This window comes from Corynebacterium sp. Marseille-P3884, assembly GCF_017942225.1.
Lineage (GTDB): Bacteria > Actinomycetota > Actinomycetes > Mycobacteriales > Mycobacteriaceae > Corynebacterium.
This window is the reverse complement of record NZ_JAGKSD010000005.1, coordinates 116,356-140,061: the sequence shown is the minus strand read 5'-3', so window position 1 is coordinate 140,061 and position 23,706 is coordinate 116,356. Positions and strand designations below refer to the sequence as shown.

Below are 23,706 nucleotides of genomic sequence, written 5' to 3'. Positions count from 1 at the left end.
GTTCTTGTACTCGAATTACTGAGGTCGGACCCCTGCTACTTGGCCACCCTCTGTCGTTACCACGACCCCGTTGGTGAAGTTATTGGATGCTTCTCTGAGCGATGAAGTCACAAAGCGAGCATCTAGGCGAGATCCCAAGACGTGGGCCAGGGCCACAACTGGCCCTCCTCGTGGAATCAAACCCAGCAGGGCGGCCACAAGGGCATCTCCGTCTTTCCCGGAAGCAGCTTCATCATGCATCGCCTTCGCCTCGCAGCTATTCAGGTGGAAGGACTTGATCTCCCGATAGCTATTCCCAGGTCCAAGTGGTTCTTGTCGCGATTCTCCTTCGCGACTTTCGCCTACGCAGGCTTCTTGAGCTGTCGCCGTTGGAGCGATGAGAACTGTGCTAAGAGAGACTCCGGCCAGAGTGATCCCCAGCGCCTTCTTGAGAGTCATGATGCTCATTTCTTCGTTTCCTTTCGATGACGAAGTTGGACACAAGAGCGAAACATGCGCCAATCGCAACCCCGGCGAGGAGGATAGTCGATCGAGCAGGCTGCTCTATGTCTCCTACCGTGACGATGAGTAGAGCGATAGTCAATGCTCCTAAGACAAGAGCGATCTGAATAATGTACTGGACCTTGGCGGACATACTATTGTGGCCTTTCTCACATGTGATGTTGTTTGAAGCGGGGTGGAAATCCAAACTACTCTTTTTGAGAAACCTACACCCTGGAGCGTGAAACTGCAGAAAGCAAGCTGCCGTTCCGCTAGACCTTGCCAAGGGAACTTCTCTAGGCCATGGCCCAGAGCAATTTCTTCACGCCCTTTGAGCTTCCAATTTCAGGCACTCTGCGCTACCAATTTCAGGCACTCTGCGCTACCAATTTCGGGACCCCCACGCTACTAATTTCAGGGTTCAGGAAGAACCTTCCTAAGCGCTCGGCGCCTCGTTCTTCTCCCGGATCGCGCGGCGGATGAAGAAGATGAGGAAGCCGAGCAGGATCAGGATGAGGATCACGTAGACGACCTTGGAGTACTGGTCGATGTAGCCGGTGACGGCCTCCCAGTTCTCGCCGAGCTTGAAGCCCAGGAAGATGAGGATGAAATTCCAGACGGCGGAGCCGAGGGTGGTCCATAGGCCGAAGGTGAGCAGGTTCATCCGGTCCAGGCCGGCGGGGATGGAGATCAGCGAGCGGATGCCGGGGATCAGGCGGCCGAAGAGGATTGATGGCCTGCCGTATTTATCGAACCAGGCGAGAGATTTATCCACATCGGATGCCTTGACCAGCCACATCCAGTCGGCGATGGCGCGCAGGCGGTCCGCTCCGAGCCAGGCGCCGATGCCGTAGAGAATGTACGCGCCGACCACGGAACCGATCGTTGCCCAGATGAACACCGAGACGAAGTTCAGTGAACCCTGGGCGACGGTGAAGCCGCCGAGCGGCAGGACTACCTCGGAGGGGATCGGCGGGAAGAGGTTTTCCAGCAGGATGGCGATGCCGACGCCGGGGGCGCCGAGCGTATCCATCAAACTGACAATGAAGTCAATGATCGCGGACATGGCAAGTATCTTGCCTTATGAGATGTCGGTCGACCAAGAATGAACCGGCGCGCCAGTCTTCTGATTCTCCAAGTAGAGCTTCAACATTTTCGCCAGAGCTTCCTGCCGCTCCGGTGTCGCGGGCTTGGTGCCGGGGCCGTATTTATCCAGCACATCCAGCTGCCAAGTTGCGCCGTTCTGGCGGTGCCATGCGCGGCCCTCAATGACCTTCAAGTACTTGTCGGCCAGTTCTTCATCGACATCGAGGAGGCGCAATCCCTCATGAGCCTGGTCGAGCAGATGATTGAGGACGAGGTTGGACACGTCGATGCGCCCCAGCGTCGGCCACGTCATCGTCGCGCCAATGCCGTCCCTGGCACCGGCGTAGAAATTGCTCCGCGCATCGTCGAAGGTCAGGCGCGACCACACTGGGCGGGTCTGCTCACCCAGGAATTTCGCGAGCCCGTAGTAGAACGCGGCGTCGGCAATGATGTCGATCGTCGTCGGGCCCGCAGCAAGCAGGCGGTTCTCCACACGGATATGGGACAGCTCCAGCGACGGATCGTAGATCGGGCGGTTCCAGCGCCATACCGTGCCGTTGTGCAGGTTCAGGTAATGCAAGCCCGGGCTGTTGCCGTCCATCATCGGTTTGCCCGCGTCAGTGCGGGATTCCGGAATGAGCGGGGAGAAGTACCGGACGTTTTCCTCGAAGAGGTCGAACACACTCGTGATCCAGCGCTCGCCGAACCACACGCGCGGGCGCACTCCTTGGTTGACCAGGGTGTCCGTGCGGGTATCGATGGATTGCTTGAATACCGGGATGCGCGATTCATGCCACGTGCGGTGCCCCATGAACAGCGGGGAGTTCGCGCTCAACGCCACCTGCGGGCCAGCGATCGCCTGGGACGCATTCCACGCTTCCGGGAAGCGGTTCGGCGCGACTTGGAGGTGCAGCTGCATCGATGTGCAGGTCGACTCCGTGGCGATGTCATCGAAAGTGGCGCGGTAGCGCTCCTGCCGCGCGACGTCGATATGCACGAGCTCGCCGCGTGCTTCGACGACCATATTCGACAGCGCGGAATAGCGGTTCTCCTGCGTCATCCACTCGTCGCTTTGCAGATAATCAGTGGTCACCGTCGGCAGTGTGCCGATCATCGCCAGATTCGCGCCAGCTTTTCGCGCTGCCTTATCGACGGCCCGTAGACGCTCATCCAGCCCCTCGTGCAGCACCGTCAACCCGTCGCCGGACAGCTCCATCGGCGGGTGGTTCACCTCGACGTTGTATCGGCCAATCTCGGCCTGGAATTCGTCGGAAAGCTCGGCGAGCACTTCCTTATTGCAGCCCGCGGGAGCCATCGTGTCGTCCACGAGATTGAGTTCGAGCTCGAGCCCGATGGTGCCGTGATCGACGAATTCTGCCTCCTGGAGGTGGCGATCGAAGATCTCCAGATCGTCCAGGAGCGCTTGACTGTATTTGGTCCGCTCTTTGGGGGTGTATGAATCGCGTGAAACGGCATCGCCCATGCGCAAATCTTATCCGTGCGCATGGCGGGATGCACCGTATTCACACCCGCATTGCATTCATATGCGGCTATTTCTTGCTGCGGTACCACCCGATGAGCGCATCGGTGGAGGAATCACCAGTGTCAGGTTCTTCCGTACCAGAGACTGCGCCAGCGAGCTCATTCGCCTGCGCCTTGCCCAGTTCCACGCCCCACTGGTCGAAGGAATTGATGCCCCAGATCACGCCCTGCGTGAACACGATGTGCTCGTACAGCGCGATGAGAGCGCCCAGCGCATGCGGTGTGAGTTCCTCCGCAAGGATCGTGGTGGTGGGGCGGTTGCCAGGCATGACCTTGTGCGGGGCCAATTGCTTATCGACGCCACCTGCCTCCACCTCTTCCTGCGTTTTCCCGAAAGCCAGCACCTTCGTCTGCGCGAAGAAATTCCCCATGAGGAGATCGTGCATGGAGCCTTCCCCAGTAGCGGTGGGCAGATCCTGTTTCGGATTGGCAAAGCCGATGAAGTCGGCTGGAACCATCGTCGTGCCCTGGTGGATCAGCTGGTAGAAGGCGTGCTGGCCATTCGTGCCGGGCTCGCCCCAGAAGATCTCGCCGGTGTCGTAGGTGACCGGGGTGCCGTCGATACGCGTGCTCTTGCCATTCGACTCCATGGTGAGCTGCTGCAGGTACGCCGGGAAGCGGGAGAGATCCTCGGAGTAGGGGAGCACCGCGTGAGTGTCTGCGCCGTGGAAATTGCGGTACCAGATATTCAGCAAGCCCATGAGCGCCGGAATATTTTCCTCCAGCGGTGCCGTGCGGAAGTGCTCGTCCATCGCGTTGAAACCCTCGAGGAAACGCATGAAGTCCTGCGGGCCGATCACCGCCATGAGCGAGAGACCGATCGCCGAATCGACGGAGTAGCGGCCGCCGACCCAGTCCCAGAACGGGAACATATTGTCAGTGTCGATGCCGAATTCGGCGACCTTCTCCGCATTCGTCGACACCGCCACGAAATGCTTCGCGATAGCCGTCTCATCCCCGTCGAACTGCTCCAGCAACCAGCGCTTCGCCGCATGCGCGTTGGACAGCGTTTCCTGGGTGGTGAAGGTCTTCGACGCCACGATGAACAAGGTCTCGCCCGCCTCGGCATCGTCGAGCACGCTCGTCATGTCCGCGGGGTCGACATTGGAGACGAACTCCGCGGTGATTCCCGCCGTCGCGTACGTGCGCAGTGCCTTGGCGGCCATCGCCGGGCCCAAGTCGGAGCCGCCAATACCGATATTGACGACCTTCTTGATCGTGTGGCCCGTGTGACCGAGCCACTCGCCGGAGCGCAGCTTCGACGCGAAATCGCGCATCCGGCCCAGCACCTCGTGCACGTCAGCCGCGACATCCTGGCCGTCCACCTCGAGGTCGTCTTCCGCGGGGATGCGCAAACCGGTGTGGAGCACCGCGCGGTCTTCGGTGGAGTTGATGTGCTCGCCGGTGAACATCTTCTCCGTCGCGCCTTTCAGGTCCGCCTCCTCGGCGAGGGCCACCAGTGCTTTGAGAACGTCCTCGTCGACGAGGTTCTTCGACAGGTCCACGTGCAGGCCTGCCGCGTCGAACGTGAATTTCTCGGCCCGGCCACTATCGGTGTCGAACATCTCTCGCAAGGTCTTCTTGCTCTTCTCCGCGTGGAGTTTCTGCAGTTCGTTCCATGAGGTTGTGGAGGTGATGTCGGTCATTGCCACTCCTAGAGGGGGTCATCGAGAGGATCTGCGGTCAATGCCTCCCAGACTAATGAAACTTACGGAACCCGGACCCGAATTTCGGCCATAATGGGAAGCCATGAGCATCGTGAAGATCAACGCAATCACTGTCCCCGAAGGTGCTGGCGAGCAGCTCGAGCAGCGCTTCGCAGCACGCAAGCACGCCATCGACTCCCAGCCCGGCTTCGAGGGGTTCCAGCTGCTGCGCCCGGTCAAGGGCGAAGACCGCTACTTCGTAGTCACCCGCTGGGCCGACGAGGAGTCCTACAAGAACTGGTGGGCCGGCGAAGGCAAGGCCGCCCACGCTCACAAGGACGGCGAGGAGCCCCGCAAGCCGGTCGCATCCGGTGCCGAACTCCTCGAATTCGAAGTCGTGCTCGATTCGCTCGAGCAGGACTAGTTCGTTTGAGGGCGCTCTAGAGCACCCAGCCCCTACGATCCCAACTTGCCCCGGCCGAGTCGCAGCAAAATGGCGGCGAGGTTGGGGCCTTCTTCACCGAGCTCGTCGCGGAACTGGTTGATGATGGCTACTTCGCGGGTGTGGACAAGGCGGGTGCCGCCGGAGCCCATGCGGGTCTTGCCGATGGCATTAGCAATCTCAGAGCGGCGCTTCACGGCGTCGAGGATGACGCGGTCGAGCCGGTCGATTTCTTGGCGGTAGGCCTGGATCTCCTCGTCGGTCAACGGGTCGTCGGTGCCGGATGGGTGCCTGATATCGCTGTTCTCCACGCTCATAACCATTGATTCTGCCACGAATTTCACAGCGTGTTCGGACGGCTCCGGACGAGTGGTTCTCCCCGCCAAGTACGGTAGGAGCCATCATGGGAACAGATTTGATTTTGGGGTTGAATCCGCAGCAGAAGGCAGCCGTTGAACACTCCGGCAGCCCGCTGCTCATTGTCGCTGGCGCTGGATCCGGCAAGACGGCTGTGCTGACGCGCAGGATCGCGTATCTGCTGCAGGAGCGCGGGGTGGCGCCGTGGGAGATTCTGGCCATCACATTCACTAATAAGGCTGCCACGGAGATGAAAGAGCGCGTCAGTCAGCTGATCGGGCCGCAAGCGGAGCGGATGTGGGTGGCCACATTCCACTCAGTGTGCGTGCGTATTCTGCGGCAGCAGGCGCAGTTGGTCAACGGCCTGAACACGAACTTCACTATTTATGACGGGGATGATTCCCGGCGTCTGCTCGGCATGATCGCCAAGGAAGCGAACCTGGATCTGAAGAAGTTTTCGCCCCGTGCGCTGGCGAATGCGATCTCGAACCTGAAAAATGAGCTGATCGGTCCGGAGCAGGCACTAACGAACGCCGAGAAGACGAAGAATCCGTTTGAGACGACGGTGGCGAAGGTCTATGCCGAGTACCAGCGTCGTCTGCGTGAGGCGAATGCCGTGGATTTCGACGATCTGATCGGCGAGGTGGTCGGACTGTTCCAGCGCCACCCCCAGGTGGTGGAGTACTACCGGCGTCGGTTCCGCCACGTGTTGGTGGACGAGTACCAGGACACGAACCATGCGCAGTACGAGCTGATCCACACGCTCGTCGGTAACGGTGCGGATGCGCCGGAGCTGGCCGTGGTGGGTGATTCGGACCAGTCGATTTATGCGTTCCGCGGTGCGACGATCCGCAATATTGAGGAATTCGAGCGTGACTACCCGAATGCGACGACCATCATGCTGGAGCAAAACTACCGCTCGACGCAGAATATTCTCGCCGCAGCCAATGCAGTGATTGCGCAGAATGCCGGTCGTCGTCCGAAGAAGCTGTGGACAGATTTGGGGCAGGGGGAGAAGATCGTCGGGTACGTCGCGGACAATGAGCACGACGAAGCACGTTTCATTGCCAGCGAGGTCGATGCCCTGGCCGATAAAGGAGTCGGCTACTCCGATATCGCGGTCATGTACCGCACGAACAACTCGTCGCGTGCGTTGGAGGATATTTTCATCCGCGCAGGCATTCCGTACAAGGTGGTCGGCGGCACGCGCTTCTACGAGCGCAAGGAAATCCGCGACGTCATCGCCTACTTGCGCGTGCTGGAGAACCCGGATGATTCGGTGAGCATGCGCCGCATCATCAATGTGCCGAAACGCGGCATCGGTGACAAGGCGCAGGCGATGGTCGCGCTGTATGCGGACAACCATCAGATCAGCTTCGGGCGTGCGCTTATTGACGTCGCGGGTGGGGAAGGCGATGCCATCTCGTCCCGCTCTCGGAACGCTATCTCCGGGTTCGTCGACATTCTGAACGGTCTGCGCGTTGATATGGACGAACTCGTCAACGAGGTGACTGGCATGCCGGATTTGGGTGGTTTGGTCGCCCGCATTCTGGATGTGACCGGCTACCGCGCGGAGTTGGAAGCTTCGAATGACCCGCAGGACGGGGCACGGCTGGACAACCTCAACGAGCTTGTGTCGGTGGCCCGGGAGTTCTCGTCCGATGCCGCGAACACGATGGCGTACGAGGAGTTCGACCCGGACAGCGGTGAAGCGCAGCCAGGATCGCTGCAGGCGTTCTTGGAGCGTGTCTCCCTCGTCGCTGATGCGGACCAAATCCCGGATGAGGGACAGGGCGTTGTAACGCTGATGACGTTGCACACGGCGAAGGGATTGGAATTCCCAGTCGTATTTGTCACCGGCTGGGAGGACGGGCAGTTCCCGCACTTGCGCGCACTGGGTGATCCGGATGAACTCGCGGAAGAACGCCGTCTTGCTTATGTCGGCATTACCCGCGCACGCGAGCAATTGTACCTGACCCGTGCGATGCTGCGGTCCTCGTGGGGCTCCCCGGTGACCAACCCCGCCAGTCGCTTCCTCGCGGAAGTCCCTGAGGACCTCCTCGACTGGCGGCGGGTGGAACCGGAGCGCTCGTTTTCCTCGGACGCGTGGGGCAGTCCGGTTCCCGCGCGACGCACGAGGCGCCGGAGTGAGAGCAGCGTGAAGGTGAATAAGAACCTTCAGCTGGCGAAGGGGGACCGTGTCAACCACGCGAAGTACGGGCTGGGTACGGTTATGAGCGTTGACGGTGTCGGTCCGCGGGAGACCGTCACCATCGATTTCGGTTCGAGTGGAACGGTGCGGCTCATGCTCATCGGCGGCGTGCCGATGGAGAAGATCTAGCCGCTTAGACGGTGATGCCGCGCTCGGCGAACCACGGCACCGGGTCCACTCGGTTCTCGCCGTCCGGCAAGATCTCAAAGTGCAGGTGCGGGCCGGTGGAGTGGCCCTCGTTGCCCATCTCGGCGATCTGCTGGCCGGCGGAGACGCGGTCGCCCACATTCACGTTGAACGAGCGGACGTGGCCGTAGACGCTGATGGAACCGTCGTCGTGGCGCACACGCACCCATTTGCCGAAACCGCGTGCCGGGCCGGCGTTGATCACGGTGCCGTCCATGACGGCGAGGATCGGGGTGCCCAGATCATTGGCGATATCGATGCCGTAGTGGAAGGTGCCCCAACGTGGGCCGAAGCCGGAGGTGAAGCGGCCCTGGGTCGGCATGACGACCTTATTTCCGTTCGAGGTGGTGCCTGACTGATCGGTGACAGACGTGGTCGGGACGTCGGCGGTGGCTTCCTCTTCGTTGTACTCGGGAAGCACGCGGGGGTCGTAGACGACCTGGTAGCCCGCGGCAGAGAAGGTCGCGCCCTTGGAGAAAATGTCGTCGAGCGCCACACCGATCGACGGCAGGGCGGGGCCGAGACCATCGACTTGCTGTCCGTTGACGGAGACGGAGAGTGCGTGGGCGGGAATAGCGGTCAGGGGGATGCTCAGTGCCACGGCGGCGACGAGGAGGCGTCGTTTCATGTCGTCTGTCGTCCTTTTACGCTTCGGGAGTATAGGCATTTTCCAACTCGCAACATGCTAGCGGCAGAAACCACCCCAATCAATGCCATTTATTGCTGTTGACGTGCAGAAAAGGGCGAAACTACATCCAAAAATGCAGGTAAAAGCAGTTAGCTAGTGTGGCAAGAGTGAATTATGTGAATTTCCCGCCGGGGGTGAAAAGCGCATAAAAATTCCCCCCGGGTGAGCTGAACTGCTCCCCATTAGTTGGACTGAGAAATCAGTTACCGACTAGTGGGGAGTAGTTTTCATTGAGAGCACGAAGTTCGCTAAGTGAAGAGCAGCGCGAGCAGTTGGTGGAGTGTTTCGAACAGGGCATGGGATACCGAGCAGCTGCGAACATCGTCGGGGGTTCGACAAGCGCAATACGCAACTTCTATCGGCGGTTTGAGCTGCATGGCAGGCTATGTCTTGTGGAGAAACCGACAAAGCAGCAGTATTCGTTCGAGGTCAAAAAGGAAGTTGTCCAGCGCCACCTTGCCGGCGAGACAAGGATGGATCTTGCCCGTGAGTTTGGCCTGTCGTCAGACCAGCTCGTCAAAGATTGGTCCCGGAAATGGCGCAAAGGTGGCGATGAGGCGCTAAAGCCGAAGCCGAAGGGCAGACCCAAAGGCTCGTCTGCACCGAAGCGGCTTACAGAAGAAGAGAAGCTGCGCCGTCAGATCGCGCGGTTGGAAGCGGAGAACGCTTATCTAAAAAAATTGCGGGACTTGAGGAACCAGGGACGCGCCTGAAAGTCCAGGCGATCGTCATCCTCAAGTCACAGCATCGTCTGCAATACCTTTTGGATGCGGCGGGCATGCCGAGATCGACGTTCTTCTACCACCAGAAACGACTCAGCGAGCCGGATAAGTACGCAGTGCTCAAAGACGCGATCCGGGAAAGCTTCGAACGCAACAAGCATCGCTATGGCTACCGGCGGGTGCTACTGGACCTGCGCAACCAGGGCTGGGTGGTCAACCACAAGCTCGTCTACAAACTCATGTGCGAGATGGGTCTTCGAGCCAAGATCCGCCAACGCAGGCCTTATGTTTCCTACGCTGGGACGATCAGCCACATCGCTGACAACAAGCTCGACCGCAAGTTCACCCCAGATCAGCCAAACACCGTCTTTGTCAGCGACGTCACCGAGTTCAGGGTCGCAGGCCGCAAGGTGTATTTGTCGCCGGTGATGGACTTGTTCGACCGCTCCATCGTTGCCCACACCGTTGCCACATCGCCGTCGACAGCGTTTACCACCGATTCTTTGTCCAAGGCGATCGCAGCGTGTGCACCTGAACCCGGGTGGATGATGCACACCGATCAAGGCTTCCAGTACCAGCATGCCTCCTGGCGTGACCTAATCGGCGACAACGGTGGTGTGCAGTCGATGTCGCGTAAAGCCAACTGTTACGACAACGCGGTCATGGAGAACTTCTTTGGACACTTGAAGACAGAGATGTACCACGGCGAAGTCTTCGACACCGTCGCAGAGTTCAACCAAGCGATCGACGAGTACATCGGGTGGTACAACACCGAACGCATCCAACAACGACTAAAGGGCCTGACTCCGATGCAATATCGGAATCAGACCCTTGAAGCCCTCACCGCCTAGAATTAAACCAGTCCAACTTTCGGGGGCTAGTTCAAGCCGGGGGGAATGAAAACTTTTTAGAGGGAGATGCCGCGCTCGGCCAGCCACGGGGCCGGGTCGATAGCCTCGCCACCGTTCGGGTGGACCTCGAAGTGGAGGTGCGAACCGGTGGAGAAGCCGCGCGAACCCATGCCGGCGATCTTCTGGCCGGCGTGGACCTTGTCGCCGACGGCGACGTCAATGGTCTCCATGTGGCCGTAGACGGTGATCGTGCCGTCCTCGTGGCGCAGGCGGACCCAGTTGCCGAAGCCACCAGCCGGGCCTGCGTCGATGACCTCGCCGTCGGACACGGCGCGGATCGGGGTGCCGATGGCATTGGCAATGTCGACGCCCTTGTGGAAGGAGCCCCAACGCGGACCGAAGCCGGAGGTGAAGGTGCCCTCAGCCGGCTTCACGGACAGCGGTGCGCGGGCAGCGAGATCGGCGGCGGAGCGAACCTTTGCGTACTCAACAGCCTTCCCCAGCTGTTCAGACAGGTTGTCCACGGGCTTGTACTCGCTGATGGCGAGGATCTGCGGGGCTGCCTCGGCGGCCTCGTCGGTGGCATCCTCGAGCGCTGCCTGGGCTGCGCTTGCGTGGTCTGCGTTCGCTGCGGATGCGGCGGAGATTCCGCCGGATGCCACGGCGCCAGTTGCTACCGCGACTAATGCCACACGACCCTTGTTCGTGCTCTGCTTGCGGTGCTTGCCTGCGGTGCGGCGTGCGCTCGAAGAGTTCAAGGTGTACCTCGTTGAGATCGTCATTGGGTAACGGTTCGTTCTGGAATCGTAACCTCTTTGTTATCTACGGGGAGTAACAGTAGCGAGTCTCAGCGCCGCAAGCAAGCTAAGTAGTGAGATTCATATATTCGTGTATGAACCTTCATGCGTTACACAGCGATTGGGAACGGTTACTGAATCGTGTCCCAGCTCCCAATCGCACCGTCCACGTGCCAAAGTTGAAGGTGATGAGCAAGAAGTCTAGTCCGCCAAGTAGATCGACTGGCACGGCACCGTCGATAAGCCGTCGCCGTGCCCGCGCGGAGCGTAACGACGCCGCGAACCGCACACCCGCTACGGAGCAGGCTCCCACGACGATGAAGGAGCGTGTCCGGCACTACCTTCCGTACGTGGGTGTTCCGAACCTCGTTGTGGTGCTCGGCATCGTTGTCGTGTGTCTGGGGACGATTCTGCTCACGGGTGGCCGTCTCGCTGCTTTGCCGTCGTCGATCGCGGAGCTGTGGTTCGTACTGCACGGCGTTCCGGTGAGTTTTCAGGGCGTGACGCTCGGCGCGATGCCGCTGGCTCCTGTCATTGGGGTGGCGGCGCTGATCGCGTGGCGTGTGCGTGCGGCTACCCGCGAACGCGTGAGCATTCTCGACCTGTACGTGATCTTCGGACTGGTCGTGCTCATACCGTTCACACTTTCCGCGGTCGCGTGGTTCATGGTGGAAGATGCCACGGCAGTCTTTCCGTTGGCGCCGCCTGCGCTCCACAAGGCCCTCCTGATACCGGTCGTCGTCCACCTCGCGGGCATGGCGTGCGGCATGAGCGGCCGCCTGTGGAAAGCGCTTCTTGCGCGTCTCGGCGCGCCCGATTCGCTTTACGACGCCGCCCGCGCCATCGTTCGCCTCTGCCTCCGCTTGCTCGCCGCCGCGGCGGTCGTGTACCTGATTTTCCTGGCGCTCGGGTTCGGTCGGATCAACGAGCTACTCGGCGAGTTCCCGACCTTGGGTGCCGGTGGCGGCTTCGCGTTGGTCGCGCTGAGTCTGCTGTATCTGCCGAATGCCGCGGTGTCCACCCTGGCTGTTCTTCTGGGCGCGCCTTTCGATATCGCCCAGGGCGGAGTGTCTCTCTTCGGCGCCGCGCTGGTACCGCTTCCGCCGTTCCCGCTGTTCGCCGCTATCCCCGGCGATGTTCCAGTCTGGGCCCCGGTCCTTTTGGTCATTCCGGCCGCTGTGATGATCCACTTCGTGCTCTCCCGCCGTTTAGTTGGACTCGGAATTGTCTTCGCGGCTGCGCTGGCGGCTGCTTTCGCCGCGGTAGCGGGACTCATGTCCGGCGGCGAGGTCGGCGCCTACGGCTGGGTCGGCCCGAATCCGTGGTTCTTCGCCCTCGCCGCGGCCCTGTGGACAGCTCTCATCTCGGGTGCCGCCTGGCTCGTTGCCTACTTCATGCAGACGCGCAACGAAGAGAAACTCGAGGAAGAGGAGAAGCCAGAAGAAGAGGAGCCGGAAGAAGAGCCTGAGCCGGAGGTCATCGAGGCAGAAGAAGAGCCTGGGGAAGAAGCAGAAGAAGCAGAGCCCGAGGTCATCGAAGCAGAAGAACCCGAGGAAGCCGAAGGATCTGAAGAAACAGAGGAACCCGAGGACGAGGGGGACGTCGATAAGCCTGCTGCTTCTGGGGGCGGGTCGACGGCGATCTCGGTGAAAAGCGAGGAGCAGCTAGACTGATCTTCCGTGGCAGAGACTTCTCAGACTTCTGTAGCGGTGCTCGTCTCCGGATCGGGGACGTTGCTTCAGGCGATCCTGGATAACCAGGGCTCATATTCGGTCGATCTTGTGGTCGCCGATGTGGAATGCCCGGCGTTGGACCGCGCGCGCAAAGCAGGCGTGCGCACTGAGGTCGTGGCGCTCGAGGGTGACCGGGACGATTGGAACCGGCGGCTCGCTGAAACGGTGGGGGACCCGGATCTCGTGGTGTCAGCCGGCTTCATGAAAATCGTGGGGGAGGCGTTCCTCGCGCGTTTCGAAGGTCGTCTGATCAATACCCACCCGGCGTTGCTGCCTGCTTTTCCCGGCGCCCACGCGGTGCGCGACGCGCTCGCGTACGGCGTGAAGGTCACAGGCACCACCGTCCACTACATCGACGCCGGTGTGGATACCGGCGAGATCATCGCCCAGCGTGCGGTCGACGTGCGCGAGGGGGAGACTGAAGAAGACTTGCACGAACGCATCAAGGAAGTCGAGCGCGCACTCATCGTGGACACGTTGAACCGCGCCGAACCCTCAACTACTGGAAAGGTCGAATTCCGAGCATGAGCAATCGCACCCCCATCAAACGCGCACTGATCAGCGTTTACGACAAGACCGGGATTGAGGAACTCGCTGCCGCTCTGGCAGAGGCCGGGGTGGAGATCGTCTCCACCGGTTCCACGGCGCAACGCATCAAGGACACAGGCGTAAAGGTCACCGAGGTCGCTGAGGTGACTGGCTTCCCAGAGGTCCTCGAGGGCCGTGTGAAGACACTGCACCCGCACGTGCACGCCGGCATCCTGGCTGACCTGCGGAAGGACGACCACGCCAAGCAGATCGAAGAGCTCGGCGTGAAGCCGTTCGAGCTTGTCGTGGTGAACCTCTACCCGTTCTCCGAGACGGTCGCTTCCGGTGCTGGCTTCGATGAGGTCGTCGAGATGATCGATATCGGCGGCCCGTCCATGGTCCGCGCGGCGGCGAAGAATCACCCGTCGGTGGCGATCGTCGTCGATCCCGCCAAGTACGGGGACGTTGCGGAAGCCGTCAAGGCCGGCGGCTTCGACGAGGGCCAGCGCCGCCAGCTCGCGGCCGACGCGTTCGCGCACACGGCACAGTACGATGCGGCTGTTTCCACCTGGTTCGATGAGCAGCTGGGAAGTTCGAAGCAGCTCCGTTACGGCGAGAACCCGCACCAGGCCGCAAGCCTCACCTCCGACGGCACCGGCCTGGCCGGCGCTACCCAGCACGGCGGCAAGGAGATGTCCTACAACAACTATCAGGACGCCGATGCGGCGTGGCGCGCATGCTGGGACCACGAGCGCCCGTGCGTCGCCGTGATCAAGCACGCCAACCCGTGCGGCATCGCTGTTTCTGAGAACTCCATCGCCGAGGCTCACAAGAAGGCCCACGCCTGCGACCCGGTCAGCGCCTACGGTGGCGTGATCGCCGCCAACCGCGAAGTCACCTTGGAAATGGCCGAGCAGGTCAAGCCGATCTTCACTGAGGTGATCATCGCCCCGAGCTTCGCCGACGACGCGCTAGAGCTGCTGCAGACCAAGAAGAACCTGCGCATACTCACCGCCGAGAAGCCGGAGCGCGAGGGCAAGGAGATCAAGCAGATCTCCGGCGGCATGCTCGTCCAGGACCGTGATATCTACCAGGCTGAGGGCGACAAGCCGGAGAATTGGACGCTCGCCGCTGGCGAAGCCGCTGACGAAGAGACCCTCAAGGACCTCGAGTTCGCATGGAATGCCATCCGCTGCGTGAAGTCCAATGCCATTCTCATTGCCGCCGACGGCGGCGCTGTGGGCGTGGGCATGGGCCAGGTAAACCGCGTCGATTCCGCGAAGCTCGCTGTCGACCGCGCTAACACTCTCGACGAGGGACGCAACCGCACAAACGGTGCAGTCGCCGCATCGGACGCGTTCTTCCCGTTCGCCGACGGCTTCCAGATCCTTGCCGACGCAGGTGTGAAGGCCGTTGTCCAGCCGGGCGGTTCCATCCGCGATGAGGAGGTCATCGCCGCTGCGAATGAAGCCGGTGTCACGATGTACTTCACAGGGACGCGCCACTTCGCACACTAGGGACTAAACTAGAGGTCTTTGAAGGACCTTTTTCTCGCGGAGCAAAGGATAATCAACGTGAGCACACCGACGTGGGACACACCTGAGCAGCCAGCCCCGAAGAATTCGAACACTGCTTTGATCGTCGTCAGCACGATCGCGGTGATGCTGGCTCTTGCCCTCGTCGGCTTCCTCGCGTTCTACTTTTTCTCCGGTTCGAAGCAGGAGACCGAAGAGACCGCAGCATTGTCCAAGATCTCCGCGCCTGAGTCGGCGCCGGCATCAAAATCCACGGTCACGCAGACTGTTGACGCGCCGCCGCCGACCAAGGAAGAAAAGCCGAAGTGCGACTATTCGTCATGGGATGTCACAGACTCGCAGGTGACCACCCCGGGCTTTGCCAAGAACGTCTTCAATGACTTCAAGGCGGCATGCCGTGAGGAAGGGGGCCCGAATGTGACGCTCGTGGATGTCTACAGCCCCCGTACCGGTAAGAACTACACGATGACCTGCCGTGACCGCGGAGACCAGGTCGTGTGCACCGGTGGCCGTAATGCGGCGGTATATATCTCGTGAGGAAAGCACTGACCGGAGGCGTGCTGGGGGCGGCGCTGTGCCTCACCGCTTGCACCGTCGGCGACCCCCTGGAAGAGCCGGCACCCGTCGATGTCACCACCGTGACTGAGACCGCCAAGCCCACGTCAGAATCGCCAGAACTGTCGGAACCGTCAGAAGCGGCGCAGCCGAAAACTCCTGAAAAGCGCGAACCTTCCGGCGCTGATGTCAACGCTGAGCTCACCTCCGCAGTCGAGCAGGTCGTCGCAGCGCACGGAGGAACAGCGGCGGTGTCGATGGGCGAGTCGGCCGCCGGCGACGCATCCGGTTTCGCGTCCTGGTCCACGATGAAGGTCCCGGTGGCGATCGCTGCTCTCAAAGAGCACCCCGAGATGACGGTGGAGGCCACCAACGCCATCGAGGTCTCCGATAACGGGGCAGCGGACATGCTGTGGAATGCCACCACTCCGGAAGCGGTGGAAGCTGTCCTCGCCGAAGGCGGAACCCCCGTCACGGTCGAAAGAAATATCACCCGCCCAGGCTTTTCCGCCTTCGGCCAGACGCAGTGGAGCGTTGCCGACCAAGCGCGGTTCGCGTCGAACCTGGGCTGTGTCGCAGGCTCTGGCCCGGTCCTCGAGATGATGGGGAATGTCGCCCAGAACTACGGCCTCGGAACGATCCCGGGGGCGCGGTTCAAAGGGGGATGGGGGCCGTCGATAAGCGGTGCGTACGAGGTCCGTCAACTGGGACTCGTGCCGGACGCTGCAGGCCGCACGATTCCCGTCGCTATCGCTGCGAGCGCGGCGGACGGCACCTACGAATCCGCGCAAGTGATGCTCACCCAGCTCGTGACCGAGCTCGGCCCAGCTCTCAACGCCGCTCCCGAAGCCGCCTGCACATAAAAAAATCTCCCCCGCCTCCAAAACTGGATGCGGGGGAGAAGTCGAAACTCTACGCTGTCATCGTCAACCTTGGCTAATTAGCGGGTCGTGAACGGCAGGAGAGCCATCTCGCGTGCGTTCTTCACAGCGGTAGCGACCTGGCGCTGCTGCTGCGGCGTCAGGCCAGTGACGCGACGCGAACGGATCTTGTGGCGATCGGAGATGAACAGACGCAAGGTCTCAATGTCCTTGTAGTCCACAGCTTCGATGCCCTTGGCCTTGAGCGGGTTCTTCTTCGGGCGGCGGGACTGCTCCATCCGCACCTTGCGGTTGTTATTGCGCTTCATTTACATGCACTCCCTTGCTTACCACGAGGACTTGCGGACGCCCGGCAGCTCACCGCGGTGGGCCATCTCGCGCATACGGACGCGGGACAGGCCGAACTTGCGGAGGTAGCCGCGGGGGCGGCCGTCGTGCGAGTCGCGGTTACGGACGCGAGCCGGGGAGGCATCGCGCGGCTGACGGTTGAGCTCAAACTGAGCTTCGAGACGGTCCTCGTCGGACGTCTCCGGGTTACGGATGATCGCCTTGAGCTCCTGACGGCGCTCAGCGTAACGCTCGACGATCTCCTTGCGCTTCTCGTTCTTAGCGATCTTGGACTTCTTCGCCATTCTTATCGCTCCTCGCGGAATTCAACGTGCTTGCGCGCAACCGGATCGTACTTCTTCAGCGTGATGCGGTCCGGGTTGTTGCGCTTGTTCTTACGGGTGACGTAGGTGTAGCCGGTGCCCGCGGTGCTCTTGAGCTTGATGATCGGGCGGATATCGTTACGTGCCATGAGCTAGATCTTCTCCCCTCGGGCGCGGATCTGAGCAACGACGGACTCGATGCCGTCGCGATCAATGATCTTCAGACCCTTGGTGGAAACATTGAGCGTGATGGTACGGCCCTCGGAGGGCAGGTAGAAACGCCGCTTCTGCACGTTGGGGTTCCAACGGCGCGAATGGCGGCGGTGCGAGTGAGACACGGTTTTGCCGAAAGACGGCTTCTTTCCCGTGACCTGGCAATGTGCCGACATTGGTTACTTCTTTCTCCTAGCCGCTTGAGCCACGGAGACTATGAGGTGGACGCCGCGCTCGCAAATGGTTATCGGCCGGAAATGTGAGGATGGCCGTGATGAACGAGGGCGTCGCAAGTCACCGGTTGACTAAGCGTAAACGTGTACTTCGACAACAGCGAGAGTAAACACTACACGCGCGGGAACTCATTTCATAATCGCTTGTTCGCTTATCGACGGCCTGCGCCCGCAAGGATTTCGTTTGCCTTCTGTGGTTTGCCTTCTGTGGTTTGCCTTTAGGTAAAAGGTGGAAATGCGACCTGGCATTTTGTCCCGCGAGTCTTGCAAAAGGCAAACCACAAAAGGCAAACCAGGGCTGGCAGGGCCGATTGATTTCGAGAATGCATTTAACCCCTGTAAGATGTTTCGAGTTGTTCGATCAGGTGCGTGCGCGATACTTACGCACTGTTCGAATAAAGACCATTTTCGAACCCAACTCAGGCACGATCCGGATAAGCATCCCGGAACCGACCTGAAGTATCAATCCTGAGGGAAACGAAGAGATGAAAAAAGATATCCACCCTGATTACCACCCGGTGATCTTCCAGGACGCAGGTACTGGCCGCCAGTTCCTGACCCGTTCCACCGCGACCTCTGACCGTACTGTCCAGTGGGAGGACGGCAACGAGTACCCGCTCATCGTCGTCGACGTGACTAGCGAGTCGCACCCGTTCTGGACTGGCGCACAGCGTGTCATGGACACCGCTGGCCGCGTCGAGAAGTTCAACCGCCGCTTCGGTGGCATGGCCCGCCGCAAGAAGAAGTCCGCCAACTAATCGCGGTAAAGGAGGAAAGACACCATGGCAACCCCGAAGTTCCGTAAGTCCCGTTCGAACACGCACCACCGTCGTTCCCAGTGGAAGGCTGACAACGCCGCACTGCAGGAAGTCAAGATCGACGGTCAGACCGTGCGTATCCCGCGCCGCCTGGTCAAGGCTGCTGAGCAGGGCCTGATCGACGTCGAGCAGTTCTAAGCTCGGTGCCAAAACTCGATAGCTAGAAGCCGGTCACCGTTATTTTGGTGGCCGGCTTTTCGCATATGCAGGCGAAATTGCCCATAATAGATCGCATGAAAGTTCTGGTGGTCGACGATGAGCAGGCAGTCCGCGAATCCCTGCGCCGTTCCCTGAAATTCAATGGGTACGACGTCATCCTGGCAGAAGATGGCGTGCAAGCCTTGGACATGATCAGGGCCGAGCAACCGGATCTCACCATTCTGGATGTGATGATGCCGCGTCTCGACGGACTCGGGGTGTGCCGCGAACTGCGCTCCACTGGGTACGACCGACCGATTCTCATGCTCACCGCCCGCGACGGTGTCGCCGAGCGCGTCGCCGGCCTCGATGCTGGCGCGGACGACTACCTGCCCAAGCCGTTCGCTCTCGAAGAGTTGCTGGCCCGCGTGCGCTCCCTGTTTCGCCGTGCGCAGGCGGACGCGGCGGACGTCGAGAAGCGAGGCCCTAGTGCTGAGCTGACTTTCGAAGACCTACACCTCGATGCGATTTCCCGCGATGTCTACCGCGGTGACCGGCACATCTCCCTGACGCGGACTGAATTCTCCCTGTTGGAAGTTCTGATGCGCAACCCGCGTCGCGTGCTGTCCCGCCAGACGATTCTCGAGGAGGTCTGGGGGTACGAGTTCCCGTCCTCCGGTAATGCCTTGGAGGTGTATATCGGGTACCTGCGCCGGAAAACTGAGGCTGGCGGCGAGGCGCGTCTGATCCACACTGTCCGTGGCGTGGGTTATGTCCTGCGGGAGACCGCTCCGTGATCCTTCGCCGCATCACTGCGGACGGAGATATGGATCTGCGTCCGGCGCGCACCTCTCCCGTCCGCGGCAGGATCGCCACATTTGCGGGCGCGGGCGTGGCAACGGCGGTTGGCGCGACCGCAGTGATGTCGTATATCGCCGTGTTCGGCGCAATGGAGGAGCATGAACTCAGTGCACTGAATTCCCGCACCATCGCGCTGATGCGGCAGGTGGATGACGGCACGGCGGATGATGAGGCGCTGCGGTCGATCGTCGATAAGTTCAGGGCCGATAACCCTGGCTACCGTGCGTCTGTCTCGCGGCAGGAACACGAGTTCTTCGTTGGCGATCCAATGCCTGTGGACCGGATGGCGCGCGACGGTGATCCCGCGAATTGGTCGCAGCTCGAATACGGAGACGAGATGGTCTCCGTGCTGCGTAATGATCACGGCACGACGGTCGCGGTGGCGCACAACCGTGCTCATTTCTCGCACCTGCAAAGTCGGCTGAAAGCGATTCTCGCGGGCATCGTCGGTCTGGGCACCCTGCTTGCGGCACTGACGGGCAGCATCATTGCGCGCGTGACTGTTCGCCCTGTCGGCCGTCTCCGTCGCGCAATGGACAATGTCTCCACTGAAGGGAGACTGGAGCCCATTGAGGTCGTGGGTAGTGATGAGTACGCCAAGCTGACTGAATCGCTCAATTCGATGATGGAATCGCTCAACGAATCGCGCGTGCGCCAAGCTCAGCTCGTCGCTGACGCGGGCCACGAATTGCGCACGCCGTTGACGTCGATGCGCACGAATATCGAGCTCCTCATCATGCTGCACCGTTCCGGGCAGATGGCGCAGATGCCGCAGGAGGAACTCGACGCGCTCGAAGATGATGTCAACGCCCAAATGGGGGAGTTGTCCACGCTCATCGGTGACATTGTGGACTTGGCGCGCGAGGACGACCTGCACAAGGAATTCGAGCCGGTGCGACTGGACCACCTCCTGACAGAGGCAATGACCCGCGTGCAGCGCCGCCGCCCGGACGTGAATTTCCGATTCCGCGCAGACCCGTGGATCCTCGACGCCGACCGCGCCGCCTTATCGCGCGCGCCCGTCAACCTCCTCGACAACGCCGCGAAATGGTCCCCGCCCGGCGGTGTCGTGCGCGTCTCCTTGCGCGCGGCGACGCGCAGCGCCGTGCTGATTATCGACGATTCCGGACCAGGCATTGATCCGGAGGTCCGCGAGAAAGTCTTCGAGCGCTTCTACCGAGCGCCCGAATCGCGCTCCATGCCGGGTTCGGGATTGGGCCTGTCCATTGCCGGACAAGTTCTCGAGCGGCACGGCGCTTCCACCGCGATTGAGGACTCCGACGACGGCGGAGCACGCATCCGCGTCGTTTTTCCGGGCCGGCCCGCACAGTGATTGCTCAGCAACTACTACGATAAGGACGGATCAGAATAAAGAACTGACACAGCGTTAAAGAGGACAATCACCGAGCATGACAACTCCGGAAATGAACCAAGGTTTCGGCGAGCCCGTGGTGCCGCCGCAGTATAGCGAGCCATTCCCCGTCCAGCCGGAGAAGAAAAAGGGGTTGGGGGCGGGAGCAGTCCTCGCTATTTCGCTCATCACAGGTCTGATCGGAGGCGTGGGCGGCGGTGCCGCCGCGAGCATGCTGACCGGCAGCGAGACCTCTATTGGTGCCAGCAACAACCAGAACTCGCTCGAGGCCCCGGTGAAAAAGGAGCGCACTCCGGCACCGGACGGTTCCGTGGAGAAAGTCGCCGAGTCGGTTCTGCCGGCTGTCGTGTCCATCGAGGTGGCCACGCGCAAGGGTGGGGCAGAAGGCTCTGGGTCGATCATCAGCGCTGACGGCATGGTGCTCACGAACCACCACGTTGTCGCGGAAGCTGGCGGCGAAGGCGCGCAGGTGCGCGTGACGCTTAACGACGGCACGAAGCACCCCGCTAAATTCATCGCCTCCGATGTGAACACCGATGTCGCCGTGATTCAGATCGAGGGCGTCAAGGACCTGCCCACGATCCAGTTCGGCGATTCCAGCGACCTTGCCGTCGGCCAGTCCGTCGTAGCGATCGGTTCGCCGCTCGGTCTATCGGCGACGGTGACCACGGGCATCGTCTCAGCCCTCAATCGCCCCGTGCGTGCGGCCCAAGGTGGGGGACAGTCCTCCCTGATGGACGGCATTCAGACCGATGCCGCGATCAACCCCGGTAACTCCGGCGGCCCGCTGGTGGACATGAACGGCCACCTCATCGGCATGAACTCCGTCATCGCGTCGCTGTCGCAGGGTGAGTCGGGTGAGGCGGGCTCCATCGGCCTCGGCTTCGCCATCCCCTCGAATTTCGCGCGTCGCGTCGCCGAACAGCTCATCAACGAAGGTAAAGCCCGCCAGCCGATGTTGGGCGTTGAAGTAGACATTCGTGCCCAAACGGGCGGTGCACTCGTGAGCAAAGTCCAGCCCGGCAGCCCAGCGGAGAAGGGCGGACTTAAAGCCGGCGACATTGTTACCCGTATCAATGACCGTTTGATCGAATCGTCGGATGCCCTCGTCGCAGCTACCCGCTCCTTCGATTTCGGTGAGACCGTGGAGCTCGAGGTCCACTCCGAAGGCTCCGAGGAATCCAGAACGGTAGAGGTGACTCTAAGTTCCGAGTAGGTTCTCTAAGTAGCAAAGAGAATCAACGACGAACCGCGAGGAGCCCGATCATGTCAAACACTCTTGACGCGCTAGACCTCAACGAGCCGGACGAGGCATTCCTGCTCGCATCGGAGGCGGAAGTCGAGCTGCCGGCCCAGCCATGCGCGCTCGCGGTTCTGATTAGCGATCACAAGCGCAACGGCGCTATCGCCGAGGGTACGGACCAGCTGGTCCTCGAGCTGCTCCAGGAGATGGGCTACAAGGTCGACGGCGTGGTTAGCGTGAAGTCGAAGAAGTCCGAGATCCGCAAGGTCATTGAAACCGCAGTCGTCGGGGGTGTTGACCTGGTGGTCACCGTCGGCGGCACTGGTGTCGGCCCGCGCGATAAGGCCCCGGAGGCGACTCGCGCAGTGATCGACCAGCTCGTCCCCGGCGTGGGACAGGCGGTGCGCGCATCCGGCCAATCGTGCGGCGCTGTCGATGCCTGCACGTCCCGCGGCATCTGCGGCGTGTCGGGTTCGACCGTCGTGGTCAACTTGGCGCCGTCGCGTGCGGCGATCCGCGACGGTATGTCGACGATCGCGCCGCTGGTCGCCCACCTCATCAGCGAGCTGCGCAAGTACAGCGTGCAGTAAATGGCTTCCCGGAAAAGACGTCGGGCACGGCGCATCTTGGATGTCGATTACGACAGAAAAGCGGACCGCCCGGAAACCGGACGGTCCGCTGGTGATGGCGAGCGGATCGTTGAATTAGACGATGCGCTGCCGGAGGGTGACGCAGCCGCTAACTACGAAGAGGAGCGGCCGCCGCATCACGGAGATTAGCCCTTGATCTGCGGGTTCTTTCCCTGCGCGAGCAGGTCGCGGATCTCGGTGAGCAGCTCCTGCTCGGTCGGGTCTTCAGCGTTCGGGTCGATGCCCTTGCGGATCTTCTGCTGCTCATCCAGCTTGTTCATCGGGGCGACGATGAGGAAGTAGACGACAGCGGCGATCAGCAGGAAGTTGATGATCGCGGTGACGAGAGCGCCAAAGTCAATGAAGGTGGACTCGTCGCCGGAAATGATCTTGAAGCCGAAGGAGAAGTCGGCGCCGCCGATCGAGTTGATCAGCGGGTTGATGATGTTGTCGGAGAAGGCGGTCACGATGGCGGTGAATGCGGCACCGATAACGACACCGACTGCGAGGTCGATGACGTTGCCGCGCATGATGAAGTCTTTGAAGCCCTTGAGCATGAGGATTCCCTCCTAGGGGAGTAGCGAAGTTTAGTGCCTGACAGAAGTTACTACAGTGAATTAGATAAGACCATCACCCACTGTCCAAGTTTCCAGAGATTTCAACGAAAATTCGCATAGTTCATCGCTCGCGATATGCTATGACCACCGCGAGCGGCGAGGTCAACGACGCGGCTGCCACTGCCGACGCATCACGGTGCCGCAATAAGAGAAGTAGTCCCGAACTGGGGTCATCATCTTCTTCAGGCGCTCCGGCGATGACGACTATTCCGGATTCCGCCACCGTGATCGCTTCTTTTTCGCCGGCGGTGACGACGGACACGTGGTCGCCGTGGTGGAGCATGGGAAGGATGTCGGGGTCGGCGAGCTTGACCGGCACCAATGTGAACTCGTCGGCATCATCGCCCACTAGGGCACTGACTAGGTCAGGGCCGAGCAGTCGCGTCGCGGTGACCACTTCCCCGGCCGACGCATGCGAGGCGACGATCTGTCCGGACGCCTCCTCCAGCGAGGCCACAGCAGAAGACGGCACGGCATCTTCCGGGAGCGGACGCACCGCGAGATCATCAGCTTCGACCACGTCGCCCGGGGCCACGTCGCGCGCGAAAACGACTACGCCGGGGTCGGCGTTCGCCCTGTTCATCAGGGCACTCAGTGCTGCGCCGGCGACCAGAACAGCGGCAGCGCTTCGGCGCAGCACAACGGCCCGGCGGTAGCCGGGAGTGCGGAGAAAATCGAAAAAGCCAGACAA

General features: G+C 61.2%; 27 protein-coding genes. 14 read left to right on the top strand and 13 right to left on the bottom strand.

The genetic code is table 11. From position 1 onward, the window contains the following. Nucleotides 1–15: 15 nt before the first annotated feature. The 4 genes from J5Y21_RS04590 to pgi form a co-directional block, all read right to left on the bottom strand. Complete coding sequence (locus tag J5Y21_RS04590; protein ID WP_210573261.1) at nt 16–447, bottom strand: hypothetical protein; 432 nt, start codon at nt 445–447, stop codon at nt 16–18. A 469-nt stretch (nt 448–916) separates the two neighbouring features. Then, nucleotides 917–1,546, bottom strand: coding sequence for a DedA family protein (locus tag J5Y21_RS04585; protein WP_210573259.1), 630 nt, complete (start codon nt 1,544–1,546; stop codon nt 917–919). A 15-nt stretch (nt 1,547–1,561) separates the two neighbouring features. Then, nucleotides 1,562–3,049, bottom strand: coding sequence for a glutamate-cysteine ligase family protein (locus J5Y21_RS04580; RefSeq protein WP_210573257.1), 1,488 nt, complete (start codon nt 3,047–3,049; stop codon nt 1,562–1,564). A gap of 67 nt (nt 3,050–3,116) precedes the next feature. Further along, nucleotides 3,117–4,754 carry a glucose-6-phosphate isomerase gene (gene pgi, locus J5Y21_RS04575; protein WP_210573255.1) on the bottom strand — a complete coding sequence of 546 codons (1,638 nt, stop codon included), beginning with the start codon at nt 4,752–4,754 and terminating at the stop codon, nt 3,117–3,119. Nucleotides 4,755–4,857: 103 nt separating this feature from the next. Between pgi and J5Y21_RS04570 the strand changes: the two genes are divergently transcribed. Continuing rightward, nucleotides 4,858–5,178 (top strand): antibiotic biosynthesis monooxygenase, encoded by a 321-nt coding sequence (locus tag J5Y21_RS04570; protein WP_210573253.1) that lies wholly within the window; start codon nt 4,858–4,860, stop codon nt 5,176–5,178. A 32-nt stretch (nt 5,179–5,210) separates the two neighbouring features. On the opposite strand, the gene J5Y21_RS04565 is transcribed toward J5Y21_RS04570, so the two are convergent. Further along, nucleotides 5,211–5,513 carry a chorismate mutase gene (locus J5Y21_RS04565; RefSeq protein WP_210573251.1) on the bottom strand — a complete coding sequence of 101 codons (303 nt, stop codon included), beginning with the start codon at nt 5,511–5,513 and terminating at the stop codon, nt 5,211–5,213. An 86-nt stretch (nt 5,514–5,599) separates the two neighbouring features. Here J5Y21_RS04565 and pcrA point away from each other — a divergent pair, with 86 nt between their 5' ends. Next, on the top strand, nt 5,600–7,894 hold the full coding sequence (gene pcrA / locus J5Y21_RS04560) for a DNA helicase PcrA (protein ID WP_210573250.1): 2,295 nt from the start codon (nt 5,600–5,602) through the stop codon (nt 7,892–7,894). Nucleotides 7,895–7,898: 4 nt separating this feature from the next. Here the strand turns inward: pcrA and J5Y21_RS04555 are convergent, their stop codons facing one another. Then, nucleotides 7,899–8,579: a M23 family metallopeptidase gene (locus tag J5Y21_RS04555; RefSeq protein ID WP_210573248.1), complete on the bottom strand. Its 681-nt coding sequence runs from the start codon at nt 8,577–8,579 to the stop codon at nt 7,899–7,901. A gap of 290 nt (nt 8,580–8,869) precedes the next feature. On the opposite strand from J5Y21_RS04555, the gene J5Y21_RS04550 reads away from it, so the two are divergent. Then, a protein-coding gene (locus tag J5Y21_RS04550) for an IS3 family transposase (protein WP_246874942.1) occupies nt 8,870–10,212 on the top strand; the annotation gives its coding sequence in 2 pieces (ribosomal slippage) (nt 8,870–9,311 and nt 9,311–10,212; 1,344 coding nt in all). Nucleotides 10,213–10,268: 56 nt separating this feature from the next. Here J5Y21_RS04550 and J5Y21_RS04545 read toward each other — a convergent pair. Next, nucleotides 10,269–10,994, bottom strand: coding sequence for a M23 family metallopeptidase (locus tag J5Y21_RS04545; protein WP_210573246.1), 726 nt, complete (start codon nt 10,992–10,994; stop codon nt 10,269–10,271). Nucleotides 10,995–11,197: 203 nt separating this feature from the next. On the opposite strand from J5Y21_RS04545, the gene J5Y21_RS04540 reads away from it, so the two are divergent. From J5Y21_RS04540 to J5Y21_RS04520, 5 genes are read left to right on the top strand one after another with little or no spacing between them, the layout of a single operon-like run. Continuing rightward, nucleotides 11,198–12,682, top strand: coding sequence for a DUF6350 family protein (locus tag J5Y21_RS04540; RefSeq protein WP_210573244.1), 1,485 nt, complete (start codon nt 11,198–11,200; stop codon nt 12,680–12,682). A 6-nt stretch (nt 12,683–12,688) separates the two neighbouring features. Beyond that, entirely contained in the window at nt 12,689–13,270 is a 582-nt protein-coding gene (gene purN / locus J5Y21_RS04535) for a phosphoribosylglycinamide formyltransferase (protein ID WP_210573242.1), read from the top strand. Beyond that, a complete protein-coding gene (gene purH, locus J5Y21_RS04530; protein ID WP_210573240.1) occupies nt 13,267–14,787 on the top strand; it encodes a bifunctional phosphoribosylaminoimidazolecarboxamide formyltransferase/IMP cyclohydrolase in 1,521 nt (506 codons plus the stop codon). The genes purN and purH overlap by 4 nt, the downstream gene beginning before the upstream one ends. 57 nt (nt 14,788–14,844) lie before the next feature. After that, nucleotides 14,845–15,342: a hypothetical protein gene (locus J5Y21_RS04525; RefSeq protein WP_210573238.1), complete on the top strand. Its 498-nt coding sequence runs from the start codon at nt 14,845–14,847 to the stop codon at nt 15,340–15,342. Continuing rightward, entirely contained in the window at nt 15,339–16,223 is an 885-nt protein-coding gene (locus tag J5Y21_RS04520) for a hypothetical protein (protein WP_349236937.1), read from the top strand. The genes J5Y21_RS04525 and J5Y21_RS04520 overlap by 4 nt, the downstream gene beginning before the upstream one ends. A 77-nt stretch (nt 16,224–16,300) precedes the next feature. Here J5Y21_RS04520 and rpsR read toward each other — a convergent pair whose 3' ends face one another. The 4 genes from rpsR to rpmB are packed head-to-tail and all read right to left on the bottom strand — an operon-like array spanning nt 16,301 to nt 17,280. Continuing rightward, entirely contained in the window at nt 16,301–16,549 is a 249-nt protein-coding gene (gene rpsR, locus J5Y21_RS04515) for a 30S ribosomal protein S18 (RefSeq protein ID WP_076599274.1), read from the bottom strand. An 18-nt stretch (nt 16,550–16,567) separates the two neighbouring features. Further along, complete coding sequence (rpsN, locus tag J5Y21_RS04510; RefSeq protein ID WP_076599275.1) at nt 16,568–16,873, bottom strand: 30S ribosomal protein S14; 306 nt, start codon at nt 16,871–16,873, stop codon at nt 16,568–16,570. Nucleotides 16,874–16,875: 2 nt separating this feature from the next. After that, nucleotides 16,876–17,040: a 50S ribosomal protein L33 gene (rpmG, locus tag J5Y21_RS04505; RefSeq protein ID WP_012359793.1), complete on the bottom strand. Its 165-nt coding sequence runs from the start codon at nt 17,038–17,040 to the stop codon at nt 16,876–16,878. 3 nt (nt 17,041–17,043) lie between these two features. Continuing rightward, on the bottom strand, nt 17,044–17,280 hold the full coding sequence (rpmB, locus tag J5Y21_RS04500) for a 50S ribosomal protein L28 (RefSeq protein WP_075466037.1): 237 nt from the start codon (nt 17,278–17,280) through the stop codon (nt 17,044–17,046). 542 nt (nt 17,281–17,822) lie between these two features. On the opposite strand from rpmB, the gene J5Y21_RS04495 reads away from it, so the two are divergent. The 6 genes from J5Y21_RS04495 (at nt 17,823) to J5Y21_RS04470 (ending at nt 22,359) form a co-directional block, all read left to right on the top strand. Next, nucleotides 17,823–18,095: a type B 50S ribosomal protein L31 gene (locus tag J5Y21_RS04495; RefSeq protein ID WP_210573235.1), complete on the top strand. Its 273-nt coding sequence runs from the start codon at nt 17,823–17,825 to the stop codon at nt 18,093–18,095. Between the two features lie 24 nt (nt 18,096–18,119). After that, nucleotides 18,120–18,293, top strand: coding sequence for a 50S ribosomal protein L32 (gene rpmF, locus J5Y21_RS04490; protein ID WP_210573234.1), 174 nt, complete (start codon nt 18,120–18,122; stop codon nt 18,291–18,293). 95 nt (nt 18,294–18,388) lie between these two features. Beyond that, nucleotides 18,389–19,090, top strand: coding sequence for a response regulator transcription factor (locus J5Y21_RS04485; protein ID WP_210573233.1), 702 nt, complete (start codon nt 18,389–18,391; stop codon nt 19,088–19,090). After that, nucleotides 19,087–20,487 carry a HAMP domain-containing sensor histidine kinase gene (locus J5Y21_RS04480; protein WP_349236936.1) on the top strand — a complete coding sequence of 467 codons (1,401 nt, stop codon included), beginning with the start codon at nt 19,087–19,089 and terminating at the stop codon, nt 20,485–20,487. Before J5Y21_RS04485 ends, J5Y21_RS04480 begins: the two co-directional genes overlap by 4 nt. A gap of 91 nt (nt 20,488–20,578) precedes the next feature. Then, nucleotides 20,579–21,742: a trypsin-like peptidase domain-containing protein gene (locus J5Y21_RS04475; RefSeq protein ID WP_349236940.1), complete on the top strand. Its 1,164-nt coding sequence runs from the start codon at nt 20,579–20,581 to the stop codon at nt 21,740–21,742. A gap of 50 nt (nt 21,743–21,792) precedes the next feature. Further along, nucleotides 21,793–22,359, top strand: a complete 567-nt coding sequence (locus J5Y21_RS04470) for a molybdopterin-binding protein (RefSeq protein ID WP_210573231.1) — start codon at nt 21,793–21,795, stop codon at nt 22,357–22,359. A 185-nt stretch (nt 22,360–22,544) separates the two neighbouring features. Here J5Y21_RS04470 and mscL read toward each other — a convergent pair whose 3' ends face one another. Together mscL and J5Y21_RS04460 are read right to left on the bottom strand one after the other, a co-directional pair. Then, entirely contained in the window at nt 22,545–22,955 is a 411-nt protein-coding gene (mscL, locus tag J5Y21_RS04465) for a large-conductance mechanosensitive channel protein MscL (protein ID WP_210573230.1), read from the bottom strand. Between the two features lie 121 nt (nt 22,956–23,076). Continuing rightward, a complete protein-coding gene (locus J5Y21_RS04460; protein WP_246874941.1) occupies nt 23,077–23,706 on the bottom strand; it encodes an SAF domain-containing protein in 630 nt (209 codons plus the stop codon).

Bases quoted from the DNA above. Each gene is read 5' to 3' on its own strand.
- J5Y21_RS04475 (WP_349236940.1), top strand. From the start codon at position 20,579: ATGAACCAAGGTTTCGGCGAGCCCGTGGTGCCGCCGCAGTATAGCGAG.
- J5Y21_RS04540 (WP_210573244.1), top strand. From the start codon at position 11,198: ATGAGCAAGAAGTCTAGTCCGCCAAGTAGATCGACTGGCACGGCACCG.
- rpmF (WP_210573234.1), top strand. From the start codon at position 18,120: ATGGCAACCCCGAAGTTCCGTAAGTCCCGTTCGAACACGCACCACCGT.
- J5Y21_RS04580 (WP_210573257.1), bottom strand. From the start codon at position 3,049: ATGGGCGATGCCGTTTCACGCGATTCATACACCCCCAAAGAGCGGACC.
- J5Y21_RS04585 (WP_210573259.1), bottom strand. From the start codon at position 1,546: ATGTCCGCGATCATTGACTTCATTGTCAGTTTGATGGATACGCTCGGC.
- pgi (WP_210573255.1), bottom strand. From the start codon at position 4,754: ATGACCGACATCACCTCCACAACCTCATGGAACGAACTGCAGAAACTC.
- rpmB (WP_075466037.1), bottom strand. From the start codon at position 17,280: ATGTCGGCACATTGCCAGGTCACGGGAAAGAAGCCGTCTTTCGGCAAA.
- rpmG (WP_012359793.1), bottom strand. From the start codon at position 17,040: ATGGCACGTAACGATATCCGCCCGATCATCAAGCTCAAGAGCACCGCG.
- rpsR (WP_076599274.1), bottom strand. From the start codon at position 16,549: ATGAAGCGCAATAACAACCGCAAGGTGCGGATGGAGCAGTCCCGCCGC.
- rpsN (WP_076599275.1), bottom strand. From the start codon at position 16,873: ATGGCGAAGAAGTCCAAGATCGCTAAGAACGAGAAGCGCAAGGAGATC.
- purH (WP_210573240.1), top strand. From the start codon at position 13,267: ATGAGCAATCGCACCCCCATCAAACGCGCACTGATCAGCGTTTACGAC.
- J5Y21_RS04565 (WP_210573251.1), bottom strand. From the start codon at position 5,513: ATGAGCGTGGAGAACAGCGATATCAGGCACCCATCCGGCACCGACGAC.
- J5Y21_RS04485 (WP_210573233.1), top strand. From the start codon at position 18,389: ATGAAAGTTCTGGTGGTCGACGATGAGCAGGCAGTCCGCGAATCCCTG.
- J5Y21_RS04570 (WP_210573253.1), top strand. From the start codon at position 4,858: ATGAGCATCGTGAAGATCAACGCAATCACTGTCCCCGAAGGTGCTGGC.
- J5Y21_RS04470 (WP_210573231.1), top strand. From the start codon at position 21,793: ATGTCAAACACTCTTGACGCGCTAGACCTCAACGAGCCGGACGAGGCA.
- J5Y21_RS04495 (WP_210573235.1), top strand. From the start codon at position 17,823: ATGAAAAAAGATATCCACCCTGATTACCACCCGGTGATCTTCCAGGAC.
- mscL (WP_210573230.1), bottom strand. From the start codon at position 22,955: ATGCTCAAGGGCTTCAAAGACTTCATCATGCGCGGCAACGTCATCGAC.
- pcrA (WP_210573250.1), top strand. From the start codon at position 5,600: ATGGGAACAGATTTGATTTTGGGGTTGAATCCGCAGCAGAAGGCAGCC.
- J5Y21_RS04555 (WP_210573248.1), bottom strand. From the start codon at position 8,579: ATGAAACGACGCCTCCTCGTCGCCGCCGTGGCACTGAGCATCCCCCTG.
- J5Y21_RS04545 (WP_210573246.1), bottom strand. From the start codon at position 10,994: ATGACGATCTCAACGAGGTACACCTTGAACTCTTCGAGCGCACGCCGC.
- J5Y21_RS04590 (WP_210573261.1), bottom strand. From the start codon at position 447: ATGAGCATCATGACTCTCAAGAAGGCGCTGGGGATCACTCTGGCCGGA.